The sequence below is a fragment of the Planococcus lenghuensis genome, from assembly GCF_001999905.1.
In the GTDB taxonomy this organism is placed as follows: domain Bacteria; phylum Bacillota; class Bacilli; order Bacillales_A; family Planococcaceae; genus Indiicoccus; species Indiicoccus lenghuensis.
Genome location: NZ_CP019640.1, coordinates 1,234,906 through 1,252,634, shown reverse-complemented (window position 1 = coordinate 1,252,634; position 17,729 = coordinate 1,234,906). Strand labels below are relative to the sequence as shown.

General features: G+C 50.5%; 15 protein-coding genes, 1 riboswitch and 1 other annotated feature. Of the genes, 6 read left to right on the top strand and 9 right to left on the bottom strand.

What is annotated here, in order from left to right; genetic code table 11:
• Nucleotides 1-391: 391 nt before the first annotated feature.
• From leuS to B0X71_RS06450, 4 genes are all read right to left on the bottom strand, one after another.
• Nucleotides 392-2,803, bottom strand: coding sequence for a leucine--tRNA ligase (leuS, locus tag B0X71_RS06465; protein WP_077588641.1), 2,412 nt, complete (start codon nucleotides 2,801-2,803; stop codon nucleotides 392-394).
• A 40-nt stretch (nucleotides 2,804-2,843) separates the two neighbouring features.
• Nucleotides 2,844-3,055: a binding site (T-box leader), on the bottom strand.
• A 45-nt stretch (nucleotides 3,056-3,100) separates the two neighbouring features.
• Nucleotides 3,101-3,766 carry a 3-oxoacid CoA-transferase subunit B gene (locus tag B0X71_RS06460; RefSeq protein WP_077588640.1) on the bottom strand — a complete coding sequence of 222 codons (666 nt, stop codon included), beginning with the start codon at nucleotides 3,764-3,766 and terminating at the stop codon, nucleotides 3,101-3,103.
• Between the two features lie 20 nt (nucleotides 3,767-3,786).
• Nucleotides 3,787-4,479 carry a CoA transferase subunit A gene (locus B0X71_RS06455; RefSeq protein WP_077588639.1) on the bottom strand — a complete coding sequence of 231 codons (693 nt, stop codon included), beginning with the start codon at nucleotides 4,477-4,479 and terminating at the stop codon, nucleotides 3,787-3,789.
• A 119-nt stretch (nucleotides 4,480-4,598) separates the two neighbouring features.
• A complete protein-coding gene (locus B0X71_RS06450; protein WP_077588638.1) occupies nucleotides 4,599-5,783 on the bottom strand; it encodes an MDR family MFS transporter in 1,185 nt (394 codons plus the stop codon).
• Nucleotides 5,784-5,922: 139 nt separating this feature from the next.
• Here B0X71_RS06450 and B0X71_RS06445 point away from each other — a divergent pair, with 139 nt between their 5' ends.
• Together B0X71_RS06445 and B0X71_RS06440 are read left to right on the top strand one after the other, a co-directional pair.
• Nucleotides 5,923-6,876: a tRNA modification radical SAM protein MnmL/YtqA gene (locus B0X71_RS06445; RefSeq protein WP_077588637.1), complete on the top strand. Its 954-nt coding sequence runs from the start codon at nucleotides 5,923-5,925 to the stop codon at nucleotides 6,874-6,876.
• Entirely contained in the window at nucleotides 6,873-7,430 is a 558-nt protein-coding gene (locus tag B0X71_RS06440; RefSeq protein WP_077588636.1) for a tRNA 5-(aminomethyl)-2-thiouridylate-methyltransferase MnmM, read from the top strand. Before B0X71_RS06445 ends, B0X71_RS06440 begins: the two co-directional genes overlap by 4 nt.
• 574 nt (nucleotides 7,431-8,004) lie before the next feature.
• On the opposite strand, the gene B0X71_RS06435 is transcribed toward B0X71_RS06440, so the two are convergent.
• Nucleotides 8,005-9,012 (bottom strand): LLM class flavin-dependent oxidoreductase, encoded by a 1,008-nt coding sequence (locus B0X71_RS06435; protein ID WP_077588635.1) that lies wholly within the window; start codon nucleotides 9,010-9,012, stop codon nucleotides 8,005-8,007.
• A 76-nt stretch (nucleotides 9,013-9,088) separates the two neighbouring features.
• On the opposite strand from B0X71_RS06435, the gene B0X71_RS06430 reads away from it, so the two are divergent.
• On the top strand, nucleotides 9,089-9,607 hold the full coding sequence (locus B0X71_RS06430; protein WP_077588634.1) for a gamma carbonic anhydrase: 519 nt from the start codon (nucleotides 9,089-9,091) through the stop codon (nucleotides 9,605-9,607).
• 27 nt (nucleotides 9,608-9,634) lie between these two features.
• On the opposite strand, the gene B0X71_RS06425 is transcribed toward B0X71_RS06430, so the two are convergent.
• The gene (locus B0X71_RS06425; RefSeq protein ID WP_077588633.1) at nucleotides 9,635-10,324 is read right to left on the bottom strand and encodes a helix-turn-helix domain-containing protein; all 690 of its coding nucleotides are present in this window, start codon (nucleotides 10,322-10,324) and stop codon (nucleotides 9,635-9,637) included.
• 175 nt (nucleotides 10,325-10,499) lie between these two features.
• On the opposite strand from B0X71_RS06425, the gene B0X71_RS06420 reads away from it, so the two are divergent.
• Together B0X71_RS06420 and B0X71_RS06415 are read left to right on the top strand one after the other, a co-directional pair.
• The gene (locus tag B0X71_RS06420) at nucleotides 10,500-12,026 is read left to right on the top strand and encodes an aldehyde dehydrogenase family protein (RefSeq protein ID WP_077588632.1); all 1,527 of its coding nucleotides are present in this window, start codon (nucleotides 10,500-10,502) and stop codon (nucleotides 12,024-12,026) included.
• A gap of 19 nt (nucleotides 12,027-12,045) precedes the next feature.
• Nucleotides 12,046-13,269, top strand: coding sequence for an iron-containing alcohol dehydrogenase (locus B0X71_RS06415; RefSeq protein ID WP_408634120.1), 1,224 nt, complete (start codon nucleotides 12,046-12,048; stop codon nucleotides 13,267-13,269).
• 58 nt (nucleotides 13,270-13,327) lie between these two features.
• Here the strand turns inward: B0X71_RS06415 and metK are convergent, their stop codons facing one another.
• The gene (gene metK, locus B0X71_RS06410) at nucleotides 13,328-14,524 is read right to left on the bottom strand and encodes a methionine adenosyltransferase (protein WP_077588631.1); all 1,197 of its coding nucleotides are present in this window, start codon (nucleotides 14,522-14,524) and stop codon (nucleotides 13,328-13,330) included.
• Between the two features lie 226 nt (nucleotides 14,525-14,750).
• Nucleotides 14,751-14,861, bottom strand: a riboswitch (SAM riboswitch).
• 224 nt (nucleotides 14,862-15,085) lie between these two features.
• Here metK and pckA point away from each other — a divergent pair.
• Nucleotides 15,086-16,675: a phosphoenolpyruvate carboxykinase (ATP) gene (gene pckA / locus B0X71_RS06405; protein WP_077588630.1), complete on the top strand. Its 1,590-nt coding sequence runs from the start codon at nucleotides 15,086-15,088 to the stop codon at nucleotides 16,673-16,675.
• Between the two features lie 2 nt (nucleotides 16,676-16,677).
• Here the strand turns inward: pckA and B0X71_RS06400 are convergent, their stop codons facing one another.
• Nucleotides 16,678-17,154 (bottom strand): NUDIX domain-containing protein, encoded by a 477-nt coding sequence (locus tag B0X71_RS06400; protein ID WP_077588629.1) that lies wholly within the window; start codon nucleotides 17,152-17,154, stop codon nucleotides 16,678-16,680.
• Between the two features lie 58 nt (nucleotides 17,155-17,212).
• Nucleotides 17,213-17,662 (bottom strand): Dps family protein, encoded by a 450-nt coding sequence (locus B0X71_RS06395; RefSeq protein WP_077588628.1) that lies wholly within the window; start codon nucleotides 17,660-17,662, stop codon nucleotides 17,213-17,215.
• Between the last annotated feature and the right edge of the window lie 67 nt (nucleotides 17,663-17,729).

The window sequence follows — 17,729 nt, the reverse complement described above, 5'->3', positions numbered from 1 at the left end:
ACCTGAGACAAGTGAACGTATGATCTACTGGTTGTCTTTTGAAACAGGAATATCCCTGATTTTCCATAGCAGGCAGGCAGCGACTCCTGCGGGATCAGCGCGAACTGAAGACCCTGGACTGAGCGGATACGAAGGAAGCGACTGAAGTCGTGCCCGCGAAAGCGTTTGCCTGAAACTGCTCCGGTTAATCAGCTGTAAACTCACATGGGTTAGATTCACCGTAAAGAATGGTCATCATATCAAATTGGGTACCCCCTTTGTAAGTATTCTTTGTACTTCTGAAAATATGAGTAATGACCTCATAAGCATTTTTGGAATTTCACAAATATCAGTCTCGCTTCTTCTCGAATAAAAACGAGGACCGGCTCTCCGCCAGGTCCTCGTTTTCTATTTATCCCACTACAATATTGACAAGCTTTCCAGGAACCGCAATGACCTTCCGCACTTGCTTGCCGGCCATTGCTTTCTCGACCGCTTCATCGGCAAGCGCTGCCTGCTCGAGGTCTTCTTTCGTGCTCGTCTTCGCGACCATGAGTTTCGTCTTAATTTTCCCGTTCAGCTGCACGACAATTTCAACTTCATCTTCCGTCAGCTTCGACTGATCAAACGCCGGCCACTGTGCATACGTAATCGTATCTTCATGACCGAGCATGGACCACAATTCCTCTGCCAAGTGCGGCGCGATCGGCGACAGCAACTTCACGAAGCCTTCCGCATATTCCCTCGGCAGCACATCGACTTTATTCGCCTCGTTCACGAAGACCATGAGCTGTGAAATCGCTGTATTGAACCGCAGCCCTTCAAAATCATCGCCGACTTTTTTCACCGACTGATGATACACCCTTTCAAGCTGGCCATCATTTTCATCTTTAATCTTCGCACTCAATTCACCTTCATCCGTAAACAGGCGCCAGACGCGATCAAGGAAACGGCGCGCGCCGTCGAGCCCATTCGTCGACCAGGCGATCGAGGCCTCAAGTGGCCCCATGAACATTTCATATAGGCGGAGTGTGTCGGCACCATGACTTTCCACCACTTCATCCGGGTTCACGACGTTGCCTTTCGACTTCGACATCTTCTCGTTGTTCTCACCTAAGATCATGCCTTGGTTGAATAATTGCTGGAATGGCTCTTTCGTCTGAACGACGCCGATATCATACAACACTTTATGCCAGAACCGCGCGTACAGTAAATGAAGTACGGCGTGTTCTGCCCCGCCGATGTAAATATCAACCGGCAGCCAGCGCTTCAAGAGTTCCGGATCTGCAAGCACTTCATCATTATCCGGATCGATATAGCGCAAGTAATACCAGCAGCTGCCGGCCCATTGCGGCATCGTATTCGTCTCGCGACGCCCTTTCATGCCGGTCTTGGGGTCCGTCACATTCACCCAGTCTTCGATATTCGCCAGCGGGGACTCGCCTGTTCCGCTCGGTTTAATATCTTTTGTCTTCGGCAATCTCAGCGGCAATTCCGACTCGTCAACAGGCGTCATTGTGCCGTCTTCCCAATGGATGATCGGAATCGGCTCACCCCAATAGCGCTGACGGCTGAACAGCCAATCGCGCAGCCGGTACGTGATCTTGCGTTCGCCCGCACCATGCTCTTCAAGCCAGTCGATCGCTTTATCGATTGCCTGCTGTTTGTTCAGTCCGTTCAGGAATCCTGAATTGATCAGTTCCCCGTCACCTGCATAGGCTTCCACATCCATATTGCCACCTGAGACGACTTCCTTGATCGGCAGATCGAACTGCTTCGCGAATTCGTAATCCCGCTCGTCATGCCCTGGAACTGCCATAATTGCGCCTGTTCCGTAAGTTGCAAGAACATAATCGGCAATCCATACCGGCATCTTCTCGCCGCTTACCGGGTTGATCGCATAGGCACCTGTGAAGACACCGGTTTTCGTTTTGGCAAGATCCGTCCGCTCCAGATCACTTTTCGTGTTCACTTCTTTAATATACGCCTCGACAGCTTCCCGCTGCCCGTCTGTCGTGATTTCTGAAACCAGCTTATGTTCCGGTGCCAATACAGCATACGTCGCACCAAAAATTGTATCCGGACGCGTTGTAAATGCACGGAAGGATTTATCGGAATCTGCGAACGGGAACGTGATTTCCGCTCCTTCCGATTTTCCGATCCAATTGCGCTGCATGTCCTTCAGGCTTTCCGGCCAGTCCAGATCATCCAGGTCTTCCAAAAGACGATCGGCATATTCCGTAATCCGCAGCACCCACTGGCGCATCGGCCGGCGTTCAACCGGATGGCCGCCGCGTTCCGACTTCCCGTCGATTACTTCTTCGTTCGCCAGAACCGTTCCGAGGGCCGGACACCAGTTCACAGCCACTTCATCTACATAAGCGAGGCCTTTTTTATACAATTGGATGAAGATCCATTGTGTCCATTTATAATAAGACGGGTCCGTCGTGTTGATTTCCCGGTCCCAGTCATAAGAAAATCCAAGTTCTTTAATCTGCCGCTTAAATGTCGCGATGTTTTTCGCGGTAAATTCCTCCGGATCGTTTCCGGTATCGAGTGCATACTGCTCCGCCGGCAAGCCGAATGCATCCCAGCCCATCGGATGCAGCACGTTAAAATTCTGCATGCGTTTATAGCGGCTGATGATATCCGTCGCCGTATAACCTTCTGGATGCCCGACATGGAGACCTGCCCCCGACGGATACGGGAACATATCCAGCGCATAAAACTTCGGCTTTTCAGGATCATTCTCCATTTTGAACGTTTTGTTCTCTTCCCAGAACTTCTGCCACTTCTTTTCAATCTTTTTGTGCTCGAACGACATGTCCATTCCTCCTCAAACTAAAAACTCCCGTCCCTCGTGTATAAGGGACGGAAGTCTTTCCGCGGTACCACCCAAATTGACGCAGCAGCGCCCAACTTGACTCCTTAACGCGGAAAACGGTGTACGCTACTTCAAATTTCACATACACGGACTCCATGGCGAGTTCGACCGCATCATCCACCGGCTCGCACCAACCGCCGGCTCTCTGTCAGACATGAATTGCGATGTACTGTTCCGTTTCTCAGTCCGAATTGATTTCACTTTATTGTAGCGAAGCTTATAGCATTTAGCAAGCGCTCAGGAAAGCTTGACGTTCTCCTGGACACCGTCTGTATTCAGTGCTGCTCCTGTGGATTGCACAACTTCATCGACAGTAAACCCTTCAAATACCTCTTTCAGCACGAGCCCCGTATCCGCCACTTCAATAACGGCCCGTTCTGTAATGATTTTATCCACGACGCCTTTACCTGTCAGCGGCAATTCACATTGCTGCTTGATTTTCGGTGAACCGTCCTTGGAGACGTGTTCCATGATAACGATCACTTTCTTGGCGCCATGCACAAGATCCATTGCACCACCCATGCCTTTGATCATCTTACCTGGAATCATCCAATTGGCAAGGTCACCGGTTTCGGATACTTCCATGCCGCCGAGAATCGCCACATCAATATGGCCGCCGCGGATCATCGCGAACGATTCAGCACTCGTAAAGAAAGCGGCTCCCGGAATGGCAGTCACCGTTTCCTTCCCCGCGTTAATGAGATCCGGATCCACTTCATCTTCTGCCGGATAAGGCCCGATGCCGAGAAGACCGTTCTCCGATTGCAGCACGACGGTTTTATTAGCCGAAATATGGTTTGCCACGAGTGTCGGCATGCCGATGCCGAGATTCACGTAATTGCCATCCTGGATTTCCTGTTCAGCACGGCGTGCGATTCGTGTCCGTAATTGTTTTTTATCCATCTCCGTCACCTTCCCTTCCCTCAGCTTTCGCGTGTCGTCAGCCGTTCAATCCGTTTTTCCTGTTCAGCTTGCAGCAGGCCCTGCACATAGATGCCGGGCGTATGTACGTGAGCCGGGTCAATTGATCCTGTTTCTATAATCTCCTCCACTTCAGCAATCGTAATGTGTCCCGCCGCTGCCGCAAGCGGATTGAAGTTCTGCGCTGTTTTGTTATAGATGAGATTGCCCATTCTGTCTGCTTTCGCTGCACGGATAAGTGCGAAATCCGCCCGGAGGGATTCTTCAAGGACGTATTCTTTTCCATCGAATTCCCGGATCTCCTTGCCTTCTGCAACCGGCGTGCCGACGCCGGCCGGTGTGTAAAATGCCGGAATGCCGGCACCGCCTGCCCGCATTTTTTCGGCAAGCGTCCCTTGCGGTGTCAATTCCACTTCGATTTCACCGGACAGTACTTGGCGTTCGAATTCTTTATTTTCGCCAACATACGAGCCGATCATTTTTTTGATTTGTTTGTTCTGCAGCAGCAGGCCGAGTCCCCACTCATCCACACCACAATTATTCGAAATCACAATCAGATCCTTAACGCCTTTGTCGGCCAGGGCCAGAATCAGCTGCTCTGGAATTCCGACAAGCCCGAAGCCCCCGACCATCAATGTGGCACCGTCCGATATTTGTTCCACTGCTTCTTTTGCTGAAGAATAGACCGGTTTCATGACAAACCTCCTTTGATTGATAACCAATTTATGCAAGCGCTTTCTGTATTTATTATAATCAGACTTCTGAAAAAAACGCAACGCCCGGCAGGCACTTGGCCTCCGGGCGTTTCTTATTGTTATGCGATTTTAGTTGCACCGATTTTTTCTTTGAGCGGACGATCATACGCCAATGTGGTTAATATGCTGAACACGAGCAGGAATGTAATGACAATAAACAGCGCCTGCATGCTGTACAAGTCAACCATCAGTCCGCCAAACAGCGGACCGAACATGCGCCCGACCGTTGCCGTGGAGTTCACGATCCCTTGGTAGAAGCCTTCCCGGCCTTTCGGTGCCAGCTGGCTCGCAACGGCAGGTACAGCCGGCCAGACGAACATTTCCCCGATTGTCAAAATCGCCATTGCCACGACGAACATCGAGAACTGCTCAGCAAACCCGACCACGAGAAACGAGGACATCATGATGACGATCCCGGTCACAAGCTGCGCTTTAATGTTATGCTCCATCCGTTTGACGAGCGGTTTGATAAACGGCTGTCCGGCGACGATTAGCGCACCGTTTAGCGACCATAACAAGCTATATTGATTCAGGGAAATTCCGATTTCCTGCGTATATGTCGAGATCGTTGTTTGCCACTGTACATAACCGACCCAGCAAAGCAAGTAACCGGCCAGCAGAATGAGCAGCGCATAAAACGGTTTGAAATTGCGGATTTTTTTGCTTTCATTCAATAGAGAAGTATGTGCCGCCGCATCGCTGCTCATTGATCTGAACCCAATCAGCGCAATAAAGAAAAAGAGGATATACATTCCGAGATTAGCCATGAAAATATAGTCAAAGCTGACTGCAGCGAGAAAGCCCGCCAGTGCCGGGCCGATGGCGACACCGACATTCTGCGCCAGATAAATCGCATTGAAACCTCTTCTTCCGCCTTCCGGCCATACAGTGCCGATCATGGCATACATGCTTGGAAATACGATACCGCTGCTGAATCCCATAATAATCAAAAAAGTAACATACGGCATAAACGTGTGCCAGATAGTCAATCCGGTGAGCGCTGCAAGTGTAATGACAATACCGGTCATAATGGACTTATAACCGCCGATGCGGTCAAACAGCGTTCCGCCAAGCAAATTACCGATAATGGCAGCGCCGGCGTTCGCCATCAATACAAGTCCGGCAACCGACAGGGATACACCTAAATGTTCGTGCATATAAATCGTATTTAATGGCCATAAAAATGAACTCCCTGTCACATTGACGAGCATCCCGATAATTAACAGCCAGACGCGTTTGGGCACTTCTGATTCCTCCAGTATACAAATTCCATTCGCTATTGTAGTCCTTTTCCTCCCTAACCACAAGCAATATTTTCGGGTCTCGAATTTTCTGTTTTCATCCCACATGCTACAATGGCAATGATGAAGGAGTGAACCTATTATGGAAGTGAAATTCCCTTTTCCCTCAGACGGAAAGCGTTACTATACATGGAACCGGCATCTTCGCGATGAATTCGGTTTTAAAGTCATGAAAATCTCATTGGATGCCGGGTTTGACTGTCCGAACCGGGATGGCACGGTTGCGCACGGCGGCTGTACTTTCTGCAGCGCGGCCGGTTCCGGTGACTTTGCCGGCGACCGGGCGGCACCGATTGCCGAGCAGTTCCAGAGCCAGAAAGAACGGATGCATAAAAAATGGAAAGACGCCAAGTATATGGCCTATTTCCAGGCTTATACGAATACCCATGCCCCGCTCCCGTTGCTGAAAGAAAAATTCGAAGCTGCCCTCCGTGAGCCCGGCGTCATCGGGCTGTCCATCGCTACCCGGCCGGACTGCCTTCCCGGTGATGTCGTTGAATACCTGGCTGAACTGAACGAGCGGACGTATTTATGGGTCGAGCTTGGGCTGCAGACCGTTCATGAGCGGACGGCACAACTTGTGAACCGGGCGCATGATTACCGGACTTACGTTGAAGGTGTTGACAAACTTCGGGCACACGGCATCCGGGTCTGCACGCACATCATCAACGGTTTGCCACTTGAAGACCGGGACATGATGATGAAAACAGCCCGGGAAGTCGCAAAACTTGATGTGCAGGGCATCAAAATCCATTTGCTTCATTTATTGAAAGGCACACCAATGGTGAAACAGTATGAAAAAGGCATGGTTAAGTTCCTGGAACGCGATGAATATATCCAGTTGGTTTGCGATCAGCTTGAAGTGTTGCCGCCGGAATTCGTCGTACAGCGCATTACCGGGGACGGACCGATCGGCCTCATGGTCGGCCCGATGTGGAGTGCGAATAAATGGGACGTGCTGAACGGGATTGACCGGGAACTGGATGCACGCGGCAGTTTCCAGGGGAAATACTATTCAAGCGAGGTTTCGGTATGATCCTTCAGCGGGTATTGCCGTTTTCCAAAGAACTTCTGAAACAAGTTGTCACCCCTGGTGATCTTGCCGTCGATGCTACTGCCGGCAACGGGCACGATACATTATTTCTGGCCGAACTGACCGGTCCTTCCGGGCGCGTCATCGCATTCGATATCCAAGAAGCGGCAATCGAGGCGACGCGTGAACGGGTGAAAGATCATGACCACGTAGAATTGGTGCTTGGCAGCCACGCGGAGATGGATCGCTATGCCAATCGCCCGGTGGCAGCTGTCGTATTCAATCTCGGCTATTTGCCGAAAGGCGACCACAGCATCATCACAAAACCCGACAGCACGCTAGAAGCCATCCGAAAAGGCCTGGATGCACTGAAAATCGGCGGGCTTGTCATATTGATTATTTATTACGGCCATGCGGGCGGCGTCGAAGAAAAAGATGCTGTGCTGGACTTTGTCAGCGGACTCCCGCAAAAGGACTTCGATGTCCTTCGGTATGGCTTCATCAACCAGCAAAACTCGCCACCTTTTTTAATTGCCATCGAAAAAAAGCGCCAGTGACTCTTTATCACTGGTGCTTCAGGTTGTAGATAAAAGACTTTTATACAGAAAACTGCAAGAGAATAGCCTTTCTCCATATTAAAAAGAACTTGATGGGTCAGAAAAGGACGCCTCATTCTTTCCGCGAGACCTACAAAAGCGAGGAAGGGAACCGAAGCGACAGGACGTCGCGTTCTTCGTTCCCCCTTCTCTCAAGTCTCTTCTTCCTAAAAGGCCTTGAGGGTCTCGATCGCCAGTTTTCCCGCAAGAGCACACAATTTTCATGTAGCATTTTTCTTTTATTCTCTGGATACAGATTATTCTTGAAGTAAAAAGCAACTCTACGATGGTCAACTTATACTAATGACAAGAGCTGATATCATCGCATGGATCAATACTCTTTTGAGTCTGACCAGTCGAAGCATAACTGCGAGACTCATACGGGAGAGCGGACAAGGCGAGACCCTGCAGGTCGCTTTGTGACCGAAGCGGCTTGCCGTCCGCCCGTGGAAAGCGAGCAGGTTTTGCCGGTAACGATAGCCTAAGCAGTTTGAGTGCTTAATCTATAATAAGACGAAGCGTCAGTGACTGAGAGTCACTGACGCTTTTTCATTTCTTCAGCCACCAACCGGAACGATTTTAGCTTATCTTCAAAATCATACGCAATCGTAACGAGCATAACTTCTTCAGCTCCATGTGCTGCAGCAATCTCTCCAATCCGGTCAGCTACTTGTTCAGGCGTGCCGACAAGCATGCGCCGGCGGTTATCTTCAATCCGGTTGCGTTCATAGGAAGTATAGGCATAACTCATCGCCTCTTCCGGAGACGGCGTGCCGTTCGATGGTTTGCCCTGTTCAAGCAGCACCATCGACAGATCGAGCGACGAAGCCATCCGCTCCGCCTGTTCTTCGGTCTCCTGACAAGAGACGAACACGGCGACACCCTGCTGGGGCTTGCTGCCGGCGTGTGGCTTGAAACGATCCCGGTAATACTTCGCCGCCCGAATGCCATCTTCTCCGTTGATGAACTGGGCATACATATACGGCAGTCCCTTCTCGGCAGCAAGCATCGCCGAGTTCGGACTCGAACCGAGCATCCAGACAGGCGGTGCTGCCTCCGTGACAGGGGTCGCTTTCAATCCGTAATACGGATGATCTTCCGGAATCGCATCATTCAAATACATCCGCAGCTCGTCCACTTGCTGCGGGAACCGGTGGACATCCCGGTAGCCGCCTTCGTGCAAGGCGTACGTAGCGCGCGGCATTCCGCCAGGCGCCCGGCCGACACCCGCATCGATCCGTCCCGGGTATAGCGCTTCAAGCAATTTAAAGTTCTCTGCAATTTTATAGGCGGAATAATGCGGCAGCATGACCCCACCCGATCCGAGCCGGATGGTATTCGTCACTGCCCCAAGATGCGAAATCAGGATCTCGGGCGAAGACCCTGCGAGTGTCGTGGCGTCATGATGCTCAGATACCCAAAACCGCTGATAGCCCCATTCCTCCGCTTTCCGTGCAAGCTGAGCCGTCTGCTGAAGCGCTTGGGTCGCAGACATGCCCCGTGAAATCGGTGACTGATCAAGAATACTTAAACTGATTGGCATAACTGGTCCTCCTCTTGCTTTCACCTGTTCTTTTGGTACGATAGTTTTATCATAGTATGAATAATGGAGGTTTACCATGATCTACCCTTTTCATGATAAAGAACCGGAAATCGACCCGTCCGTCTTCCTGGCGGATTTTACAATCGTAACCGGCGACGTCACCATCGGACCGGAATCTTCTGTCTGGTTCAATACAGTGATCCGTGGTGATGTGGCACCGACCGTCATTGGCCGGAAAGTGAACATCCAGGATCTGTGCTGCCTGCATCAAAGTCCGAACAATCCGCTCGTTCTGGAAGATGAAGTCACAGTCGGCCATCAGGTGACACTGCACAGCTGCATTATTAGAAAACAGGCGCTCATCGGGATGGGTTCTGTCATTCTTGACGGTGCTGAAATTGGCGAAGGTGCTTTCATTGGGGCCGGCAGCCTCGTACCGCCTGGCAAAAAGATTCCCGCAGGCATGCTCGCGCTCGGACGGCCGGCAAAAGTGGTCCGGGAACTGACGGGTGCAGATCGGAAAGACATGGAACGTATTGTCCGGGAATACGCCGAAAAAGGCGCTTATTACAAATCACTTCAAAAAAAGCAATGAGCCGGTCCTGCCGGTTCATTGCTTTTTTTATGAAATAAGTCCGCTCCGCACTGCCTCGGCAATCGCTTGAGCCCGGTGCCGCACGTTCAGCTTCTTCATGGCGGAACTGATATAATCCCGCGCGGTAAACTCGCTGATTCCCATTAAAACCGCCATTTCTTTTGTACTGTGGCCGGCTGACAGTTTTTCGAGCACTTCCACTTCCCGCCGGCTCAGCTTTGCAGACTCACCTGAAGAACCGATCATGGCCGATACGAGGCGGAAATATTCCTCAATGCCTTGAATCATCCCTTCCCCAAATGGCATTTCACCGGAATATCGGTCGATAAAAACGCAGCCGATGACTGTCGGCCCTTGCCAGAGCGGAACAATCAGCACTGATGACAGCGCGAACTGTTCGACGTACTTTTCTGGAAAAATGGATACTTCAGCCTTTAATTCCACATAAGTTGCCCGTTTTCTGCGGATCACTTCGTGGATAGCCGGGATGGTCCTCACATCTTCCCGAATCTGTCCCGCAGAATCAATCCGGCCATCAGCGGTGAAAAAGAATAATCCTTCCCCGATAAAGTTCAGCGGCGAGTAGGAAAACAAGGACAAGCGGGAGAATGGAAAAAAGGAAAAGAAACCTTGCAGCGCAGCTTTGATTTTTGCTTCCTGATCCGGGATAGCTGTCAGACTATGGGCAAATCGTTCAATTGTCATTGGGACAGTCATCGTTTTTCTCCCCCTGCCTGCACCCCTACATTTTCAGGACTGCCTGTCATCAATTTTTCTTTCTATAATTAATAATGAAAGCGTATACATCATTCATCTTTTACTTTCTGAAAATTACGTGTATTACTAGCTTACTTTGTTTATGCAAAAAATTCAATCGAACAGGAGGAAGAAAATGACTCTTCAAATTGAAGTGCCGTCCTATCAGCTTTTTATCAACGGCGAATGGACTTCCGCCGCTGCCGGGGACACATTTGATGTGATTAACCCGGCAACAGGTGAAGTGGTGGCCAAAGCAGCAAAAGGCGATGAAGCCGATGTCGACAGAGCTGTGGCTGCTGCCCTGGCCGCTTTTGAATCATCCGACTGGCGGGACATGAAGCCTTCAGACCGTGCCGATATCCTGAATAGAATTGCCGATAACATTGCAGTCCACGCCGAAGAGCTCGTATACCTTGAAGCCCTTACTTCCGGCGGTACTGTGCGCCGGATCGGCGGGAATGACATTGTCATGATCATCGATCTGTTCCAGCAGATGGCAAAATTCGTTAAAGAATATCCGTTCTCTGAAACACTGCCCGTTCCGATTTTCCCGGGACCTGCACATAACTTCGTCTGGCGCGAGCCGCTCGGTGTCTGTGCAGCAATCACTCCTTGGAACATGCCGCTGCTCCTGGCAGTATGGAAAATCGTTCCGGCGCTTGCGACCGGCAACACGCTCGTCCTGAAACCGGCCAGCAACACGCCGATCACCTCGCTTCGGCTGGCAGAAATCATTTCGGAAATTGTCCCGCCGGGTGTTATTAACGTGGTGACAGGGTCCGGATCTGAAGTGGGCGAGCCGCTGGTGCTCCATCCCGATGTCAGTAAAGTCGCTTTTACCGGTTCCACAGAAGTCGGCCGCAATATCATGGCCCTTGCTGCTAAAACCATCAAGAACATAACACTCGAACTCGGCGGCAAATCGCCGAATATCCTGCTTGAAGATGCCGATCTCGAACTGGCGCTGCCCGGCAGTCTGTTCGGTGTATTCCTGCACTCAGGTCAGCTTTGTGAATCCGGCACGCGGCTGTTCGTTCCGAGTTCCATCTATGATGTTGTCGTGGAGAAACTTGCAGAACTTACGAAAACGTTGACCCTCGGCAGTCAGCTTGACGAAGCAACATCCATGGGACCCGTCGTCTCGAAAAAGCAGCAAGAAACGATTCTATCTTACATTGAAACCGGCATTGAAGAAGGTGCCCGGCTTGTATGCGGCGGACGCAAAGCCACAGTGGAAGGATTCGAGAACGGCTATTTCGTTGAACCGACGATTTTTGCCGACGTGACGAACGATATGAAAATTGCCCAAGAGGAAATTTTCGGACCAGTCCTCACTGTCATTCGATACGACAATGTGGATGAAGCGATCAAGATGGCAAACGACTCCATCTACGGACTGGCAGGCGGCGTCTGGACACGCGATGTCAACAAGGCTTATGAGGTGGCGCGGAAGATCAAAGCCGGTGTGATTTGGATCAACGACTGGCATATGCTCAGAAATGACGCACCATTTGGCGGCTATAAGCAGAGCGGCATCGGCCGTGAAATGGGCAAATATTCACTCGATGCCTATACACAGCTGAAACACGTCCATACGTCACTTGTCCCTGAACTGGAACGGCGGCTGGCTTACGGGCTTTTGTTTAATCCTCCCGAATAAAAAATCCTGCAAAGAGGTGATGTCATTGATTACGACGTATTCGAATTTCGGAATCGCAACCGCCATTCACAGCGGTTCAGGCACACGCGCGATGGTTCCCGATCTGTTTCGGGGACTGGGTGCGAAACGAATTATCCTGTTCAGCGATAAAGGCTTGGAAAAAGCCGGCATCGTCGATAAAGTGGCGGAAATATTTCATCTGACACCGAACGGAACCGGACCGGAACTCGTCGGTATTTTCACCGATATCGAACAGGATGCCGGCAGCCAATCCGTCAATAATGCCTTGCGTTTTGCCCGTGAACGCGGAGCGGACGGTCTTCTGGCAGTGGGCGGCGGTAGTGTGCTGGATACAGTAAAAGGTGTGAAATTCGCTCTTCACAGTGGATTGACGGATATCAAGGAAGCAATTCCCGGCGGCCTTTCCTACTTTGCCTGGCCGGAAGCCCAGCCGATCCCGATACCGCACGTGGCCGTTCCGACAACCGCAGGCACCGGATCTGAAGTATCCCCGATCGCTGTAATTTACAATGAAGAAAGAAGAGTGAAAACCAACATCATCCATCCGTTCATCAGCTCAAACATGGCTGTTCTGGATCCGGATCTGACAACCGGGCTCCCGCCATCCATTACAGCATTCACCGGTTTTGACGCGTTAACGCATGCAATCGAAGCACTGGCGTCTCCTACCGCCACCGGCTTTACAGATGCCTTCGCGCTGCAGTCAATCCGGATGTTCGAGGAGAACATCGCGGAAACGGTGAATAATGGCTCGAATTTGAAAGCGCGGATGAATATGCTGCAGGCGAGCACCATGGGCATCACTGCCTTTAGTCTGGCATTGAATGCCATTCCGGTGCATAACCTGGCCCATGCATACGGGGCACTGTTCCGTATTCCACACGGCTTGGCGAATGCCGTTTTCCTGCCGCACGTGCTTGAACTCGTCCCGGACTTATATGCCGGTAAAATCTGGTTGCTCGCACAAGCACTTAACGTGGAAGCAAAAGACCTGTCCACCGCTGAACAATTGGCAGCAGTCGTCGCCAAAATCCGGAGCCTGCAGGAAGAAGTGGGCCTGCCAAAAGATTTTTCGGACTTCGACATTCCCGAGGATTCACTGGAGCTGACCATCCGGGCTGTCCAGTCGGACCCGGCAGCCATGAACTTCCCGCTTCCGGCAGAACTGATTACGGAGATCGGACGGCGGGTCGCTTCCCTTCAAGTTCCGCAAGCAACATGAAAACACAAAAAAGACAGGCCCGAAAGCAAATTGCTTTCGGGCCTGTCTTTTATTTCAATTAAGCATTAACTTGTTCTTTCAACGCAGCGACTTTATTTGTCCGTTCCCATGGCAAGTCAACATCTGTGCGGCCGAAATGACCGTACGCAGCTGTCTGTTTGTAAATCGGGCGGCGCAGATCCAGCATCTTGATGATGCCGGCCGGGCGCAGATCGAAGTTCTGACGGACAAGTTCAATCAGCTTTTCTTCGCTTGCCGTGCCTGTGCCGAATGTATCGATGGAAATCGATACCGGGTGAGCCACACCGATTGCGTAAGCCAGCTGGACTTCACATTTGTCAGCGAGTCCGGCTGCCACAATATTTTTTGCTACATAGCGGGCGGCATAAGCAGCGGAACGGTCCACTTTTGTCGGATCCTTACCGGAGAACGCGCCTCCGCCATGACGTGCATAACCACCGTACGTATCCACAATGATTTTCCGGCCAGTAAGTCCGGCATCTCCTTGCGGTCCGCCGATCACAAAGCGGCCTGTCGGGTTGATGAAATACTTCGTTTCATCATCCAGCCATTTTGCAGGCACGACTTCATTAATGACATATTCTTTCAGATTGCGCTCAATCTGTTCAGATGTCACTTCCGGATGATGCTGTGTGGAAATAACGATTGTGTCAACGCGAACCGGTTTGCCATTTTCATCATATTCCACAGTTACCTGTGTTTTACCGTCTGGACGCAAGTATGGCAGAATTTCTTCCTTCCGTACTTCTGCAAGGCGGCGTGCCAATTGATGAGCCAAGCTGATCGGCAACGGCATCAATTCAGGTGTTTCATTCGTTGCATACCCGAACATGAGCCCCTGATCACCGGCGCCGATTGAATCGATTTCAGATTCCGTCATGCTGCCTTCACGCGCTTCAAGCGCTGTGTCAACACCTGCGGCAATATCGGCCGACTGTTCATCGATCGCTGTCAACACAGCGCTCGTTTCAGCATCGAAACCGTATTTTGCACGCGTGTAGCCGATATCCCGGACCGTCTGGCGGACCACTTTTGGAATATCCACATATGTGGATGTTGTAATTTCGCCTGCTACCAAAACCAGACCTGTTGTAACCGTTGTTTCACACGCAACCCGCGCGTTTGGATCTTCTGCCAGAATCGCATCGAGAATGGAATCCGAAATCTGATCGCAGATTTTATCCGGATGGCCTTCTGTCACCGACTCTGAGGTGAATAAACGTCTGTTTGCCAAATGAATTCCTCCTAAGACCTGATGCAAAGCACAGCTACTACTTATGCATTTGCACGTAATATACAGCAAATGAACCGGTACTCGTTTCCGTGTTCAGTCGGATCCCTTTAGGGATGACTTCAGCAGCTGAGGTATCTGCTTGTACACGAAGATTTAGAGGCATGCCAATAAAAAAATCCTTTCCAGTCGTTCGAGGAAAGGAAAGATAATCCGTAAGCGCCTTTCACTCTTATCGTCCAAGGCTTGTTCACCTTGCTTCAGGTTTGGCACCTTCGCCTCATTAGCCAGGTTGCCGGGTTTCGCAGGGCCTGTTCCCTCCACCAGCTCGGAATAAGAGTATCCGTTCAATTTTTCATCATACGGAAATGGCCAACCAATGTCAACGGTTTTCATCCAGCTTCCACTGAATTATTACACGGAAATTTAACCCTCAATTAGTATAGACTATTAGATATAATGTGTTATACTATTTCACATCAATAGCCGCTCGGCTGCCAGCCGACGCCATGGAAATATACATTCTCCCCGACTCGGGAATACTTGAAAAGGAAGGTACAAACTATGGTATCTGTGAACATCACGAACGAATTGAAGGATTTGCTGGATGGTCCCAATGTACATGTCCAACTATCAGTTCCGCAGCTTGTGGAACAGGCGACTTCCCGGGGGGAAGCATTATTAACCGCAGACGGAGCTATCAGTGCTGAAACCGGTAAGTATACCGGCCGGTCCCCAAAAGATAAATTCACCGTTGAAGAACCGTCAACCAAAGACCGCATTGACTGGGGAAGCGTGAACACACCGATTTCTCCTGAAAAGTTCGATACTCTCTATCAGAAAGTAATAGACCACCTCAGCAAGAAAGACGATTTATTCGTATTTAAAGGCTATGCCGGTGCCGACCCTGAATCGCGTCTGCCGATCCAGACGGTCAATGAATTCGCCTGGCACAATCTGTTTGCGCACCAGCTTTTCATCCGCCCGACGGCAGAAGAACTTAAGACACACGAAGCAGGATTCACTGTGATTTCGGCTCCGACATTTAAAGCAGACCCGGAAACAGACGGCACCAATTCCGAAACATTCATCATCGTTTCCTTTGAAAAACGAATCGTCTTGATCGGCGGCACGGAATATGCCGGAGAAATGAAAAAATCCATTTTCTCTGTCATGAACTTCCTACTGCCGCAGCAAGGTATCCTACCGATGCATTGCTCGGCCAATGTCGGTGAACACGGTGATGTTGCACTGTTCTTTGGTCTGTCAGGCACCGGCAAAACCACCCTTTCAGCTGATGCGGGTCGCCGGCTGATCGGGGATGATGAGCATGGTTGGTCAGATAACGGCGTCTTCAATATCGAAGGCGGCTGCTATGCAAAAACCATTAATTTATCCAAAGAAAATGAGCCGCAGATTTATGACGCAATCCGGTTCGGTTCAGTGCTCGAGAATGTCGTCGTTGATCCTGATACACGCGTCCCCGACTATGATGATGGTACGCTGACCGAAAATACCCGGGCTGCTTATCCGCTCCAGGCAATTGACAATATTGTCGATCCATCTGTAGCGGGCCACCCGAAAGCGATCATTTTCCTGACTGCCGACGCATTTGGTGTATTGCCTCCGATTTCCAAACTGACAAAAGAACAGGCGATGTACCATTTCCTGAGTGGCTATACATCGAAACTGGCAGGTACTGAGCGCGGTGTCACTTCACCTGAAGTCACCTTCTCCACTTGCTTCGGTTCACCGTTTCTGCCGTTGCATGCCACCGAATATGCGGAAATGCTCGGCAAGAAGATTGATGAGCACGGCTCTCAAGTCTACCTCGTTAACACAGGTTGGACTGGCGGTTCATACGGCACCGGCAGCCGCATGAAACTCTCTCATACCCGCCGTATGGTAAATGCCGCATTGATGGGTGAACTTGACGGCGCATACACAGAATCGGAATCCATATTCGGTCTGCAAATGCCAACTTCCATCAATGGTGTGCCTGGTGAAGTGCTTAATCCGCGGAACTCTTGGGAAGATAAAGATGCCTATGACGTGAAAGCACGTGAACTGGCAGATGCATTCAATAAAAACTTTAAAAAATTCGGAACTGTAGCGCCTGAAATCGATAAAAAAGGCGGCCCTGTCCATCGCTGACTTTATGAACTGCCCGGCTCCTGCCGGGCTTTTTTATGTTCAAAAACTGCTATTCGGATCAATTCCTTCATACCCTCGTCCTTCATAAGAAAACTGTAGCGGTCATTAAAATCCAGTTCTTTTACCAGGACTGCTCCCCTTGTTTCAGCAAGGGGTATTTTTTCGAGACGCTCTACTATTGCAAGGAAAGCGGTTTTCACAAAAGGCCGTTCAGCCATCACTTTATATTCTCCCACCCATTTCAGGGACTTCAGCACTCCGCCTGTCTCTTCATAGGTTTCCCGGACTGCAGCTTCTTCAAGCGTTTCACCCCGCTCCCGCTTGCCGCCCGGAAACTCCAGTCCACGTACCGGATGATCCGTCAGCAGCCACTTCCCCTCGTACTGGGCTAATACGATTACATGCCGGCTTTTTATGCAACTCTTTCCTTTTTCAAATGAAAGGCGGCATTCAAAGCCGTTCAAATCCCGGTACTTCATCCGCAAAACCTCCAAATTAAAGACGCAGACTGTCAGACAGTCTGCGTCGGAACTTCTTTTATTGTACTTTTTCACCAAGGAATGCTGCAAGCATCCATGCATGTTTCTCAAGGCTCTGATGAACTGCATTCAGCATATCCTGTGTCATGTCATCTCCGATTTCGCCGGAAATCTCCCGTGCCCGCTTCAGTGATGCCATAATCGTATCGAAATCAGATAGCAGTGTATCGACCATCTGCTCAGCTGTTTCCGTTTTTGTCGCTTCTTTCACCGCCGACAGCTCCAACTGTTCCTGCATCGTCGCCACCGGCTGGCCGCCGAGCGCAAGCAGCCGCTCTGCAATTTCATCCAAGTTCTGCGACGCTTCATTGTACAACTCTTCGAATTTTTCGTGCAGTGTAAAGAATGAACGCCCTTTTACGTACCAGTGGAAATTATGTAGTTTTGTGTACATAACCGACCACATCGCCACCTGGTTATTGAGTTCCTGATTCAGTTCTGCTGACATTTCTGCCACTCTCCTTTTTTAAGTCTGTCTACTTTCCTTTTACCACTGCCCCCTCTACAATAAACCT

What these genes read in the sequence shown, in the direction of transcription:
- leuS (WP_077588641.1), bottom strand. Translation starts at nt 2,803, where the DNA reads ATGTCGTTCGAGCACAAAAAGATTGAAAAGAAGTGGCAGAAGTTCTGG.
- B0X71_RS06460 (WP_077588640.1), bottom strand. Translation starts at nt 3,766, where the DNA reads ATGGATAAAAAACAATTACGGACACGAATCGCACGCCGTGCTGAACAG.
- B0X71_RS06455 (WP_077588639.1), bottom strand. Translation starts at nt 4,479, where the DNA reads ATGAAACCGGTCTATTCTTCAGCAAAAGAAGCAGTGGAACAAATATCG.
- B0X71_RS06445 (WP_077588637.1), top strand. Translation starts at nt 5,923, where the DNA reads ATGGAAGTGAAATTCCCTTTTCCCTCAGACGGAAAGCGTTACTATACA.
- B0X71_RS06440 (WP_077588636.1), top strand. Translation starts at nt 6,873, where the DNA reads ATGATCCTTCAGCGGGTATTGCCGTTTTCCAAAGAACTTCTGAAACAA.
- B0X71_RS06435 (WP_077588635.1), bottom strand. Translation starts at nt 9,012, where the DNA reads ATGCCAATCAGTTTAAGTATTCTTGATCAGTCACCGATTTCACGGGGC.
- B0X71_RS06430 (WP_077588634.1), top strand. Translation starts at nt 9,089, where the DNA reads ATGATCTACCCTTTTCATGATAAAGAACCGGAAATCGACCCGTCCGTC.
- B0X71_RS06425 (WP_077588633.1), bottom strand. Translation starts at nt 10,324, where the DNA reads ATGACTGTCCCAATGACAATTGAACGATTTGCCCATAGTCTGACAGCT.
- B0X71_RS06420 (WP_077588632.1), top strand. Translation starts at nt 10,500, where the DNA reads ATGACTCTTCAAATTGAAGTGCCGTCCTATCAGCTTTTTATCAACGGC.
- B0X71_RS06415 (WP_408634120.1), top strand. Translation starts at nt 12,046, where the DNA reads ATGTCATTGATTACGACGTATTCGAATTTCGGAATCGCAACCGCCATT.
- pckA (WP_077588630.1), top strand. Translation starts at nt 15,086, where the DNA reads ATGGTATCTGTGAACATCACGAACGAATTGAAGGATTTGCTGGATGGT.
- B0X71_RS06400 (WP_077588629.1), bottom strand. Translation starts at nt 17,154, where the DNA reads ATGAAGTACCGGGATTTGAACGGCTTTGAATGCCGCCTTTCATTTGAA.
- B0X71_RS06395 (WP_077588628.1), bottom strand. Translation starts at nt 17,662, where the DNA reads ATGTCAGCAGAACTGAATCAGGAACTCAATAACCAGGTGGCGATGTGG.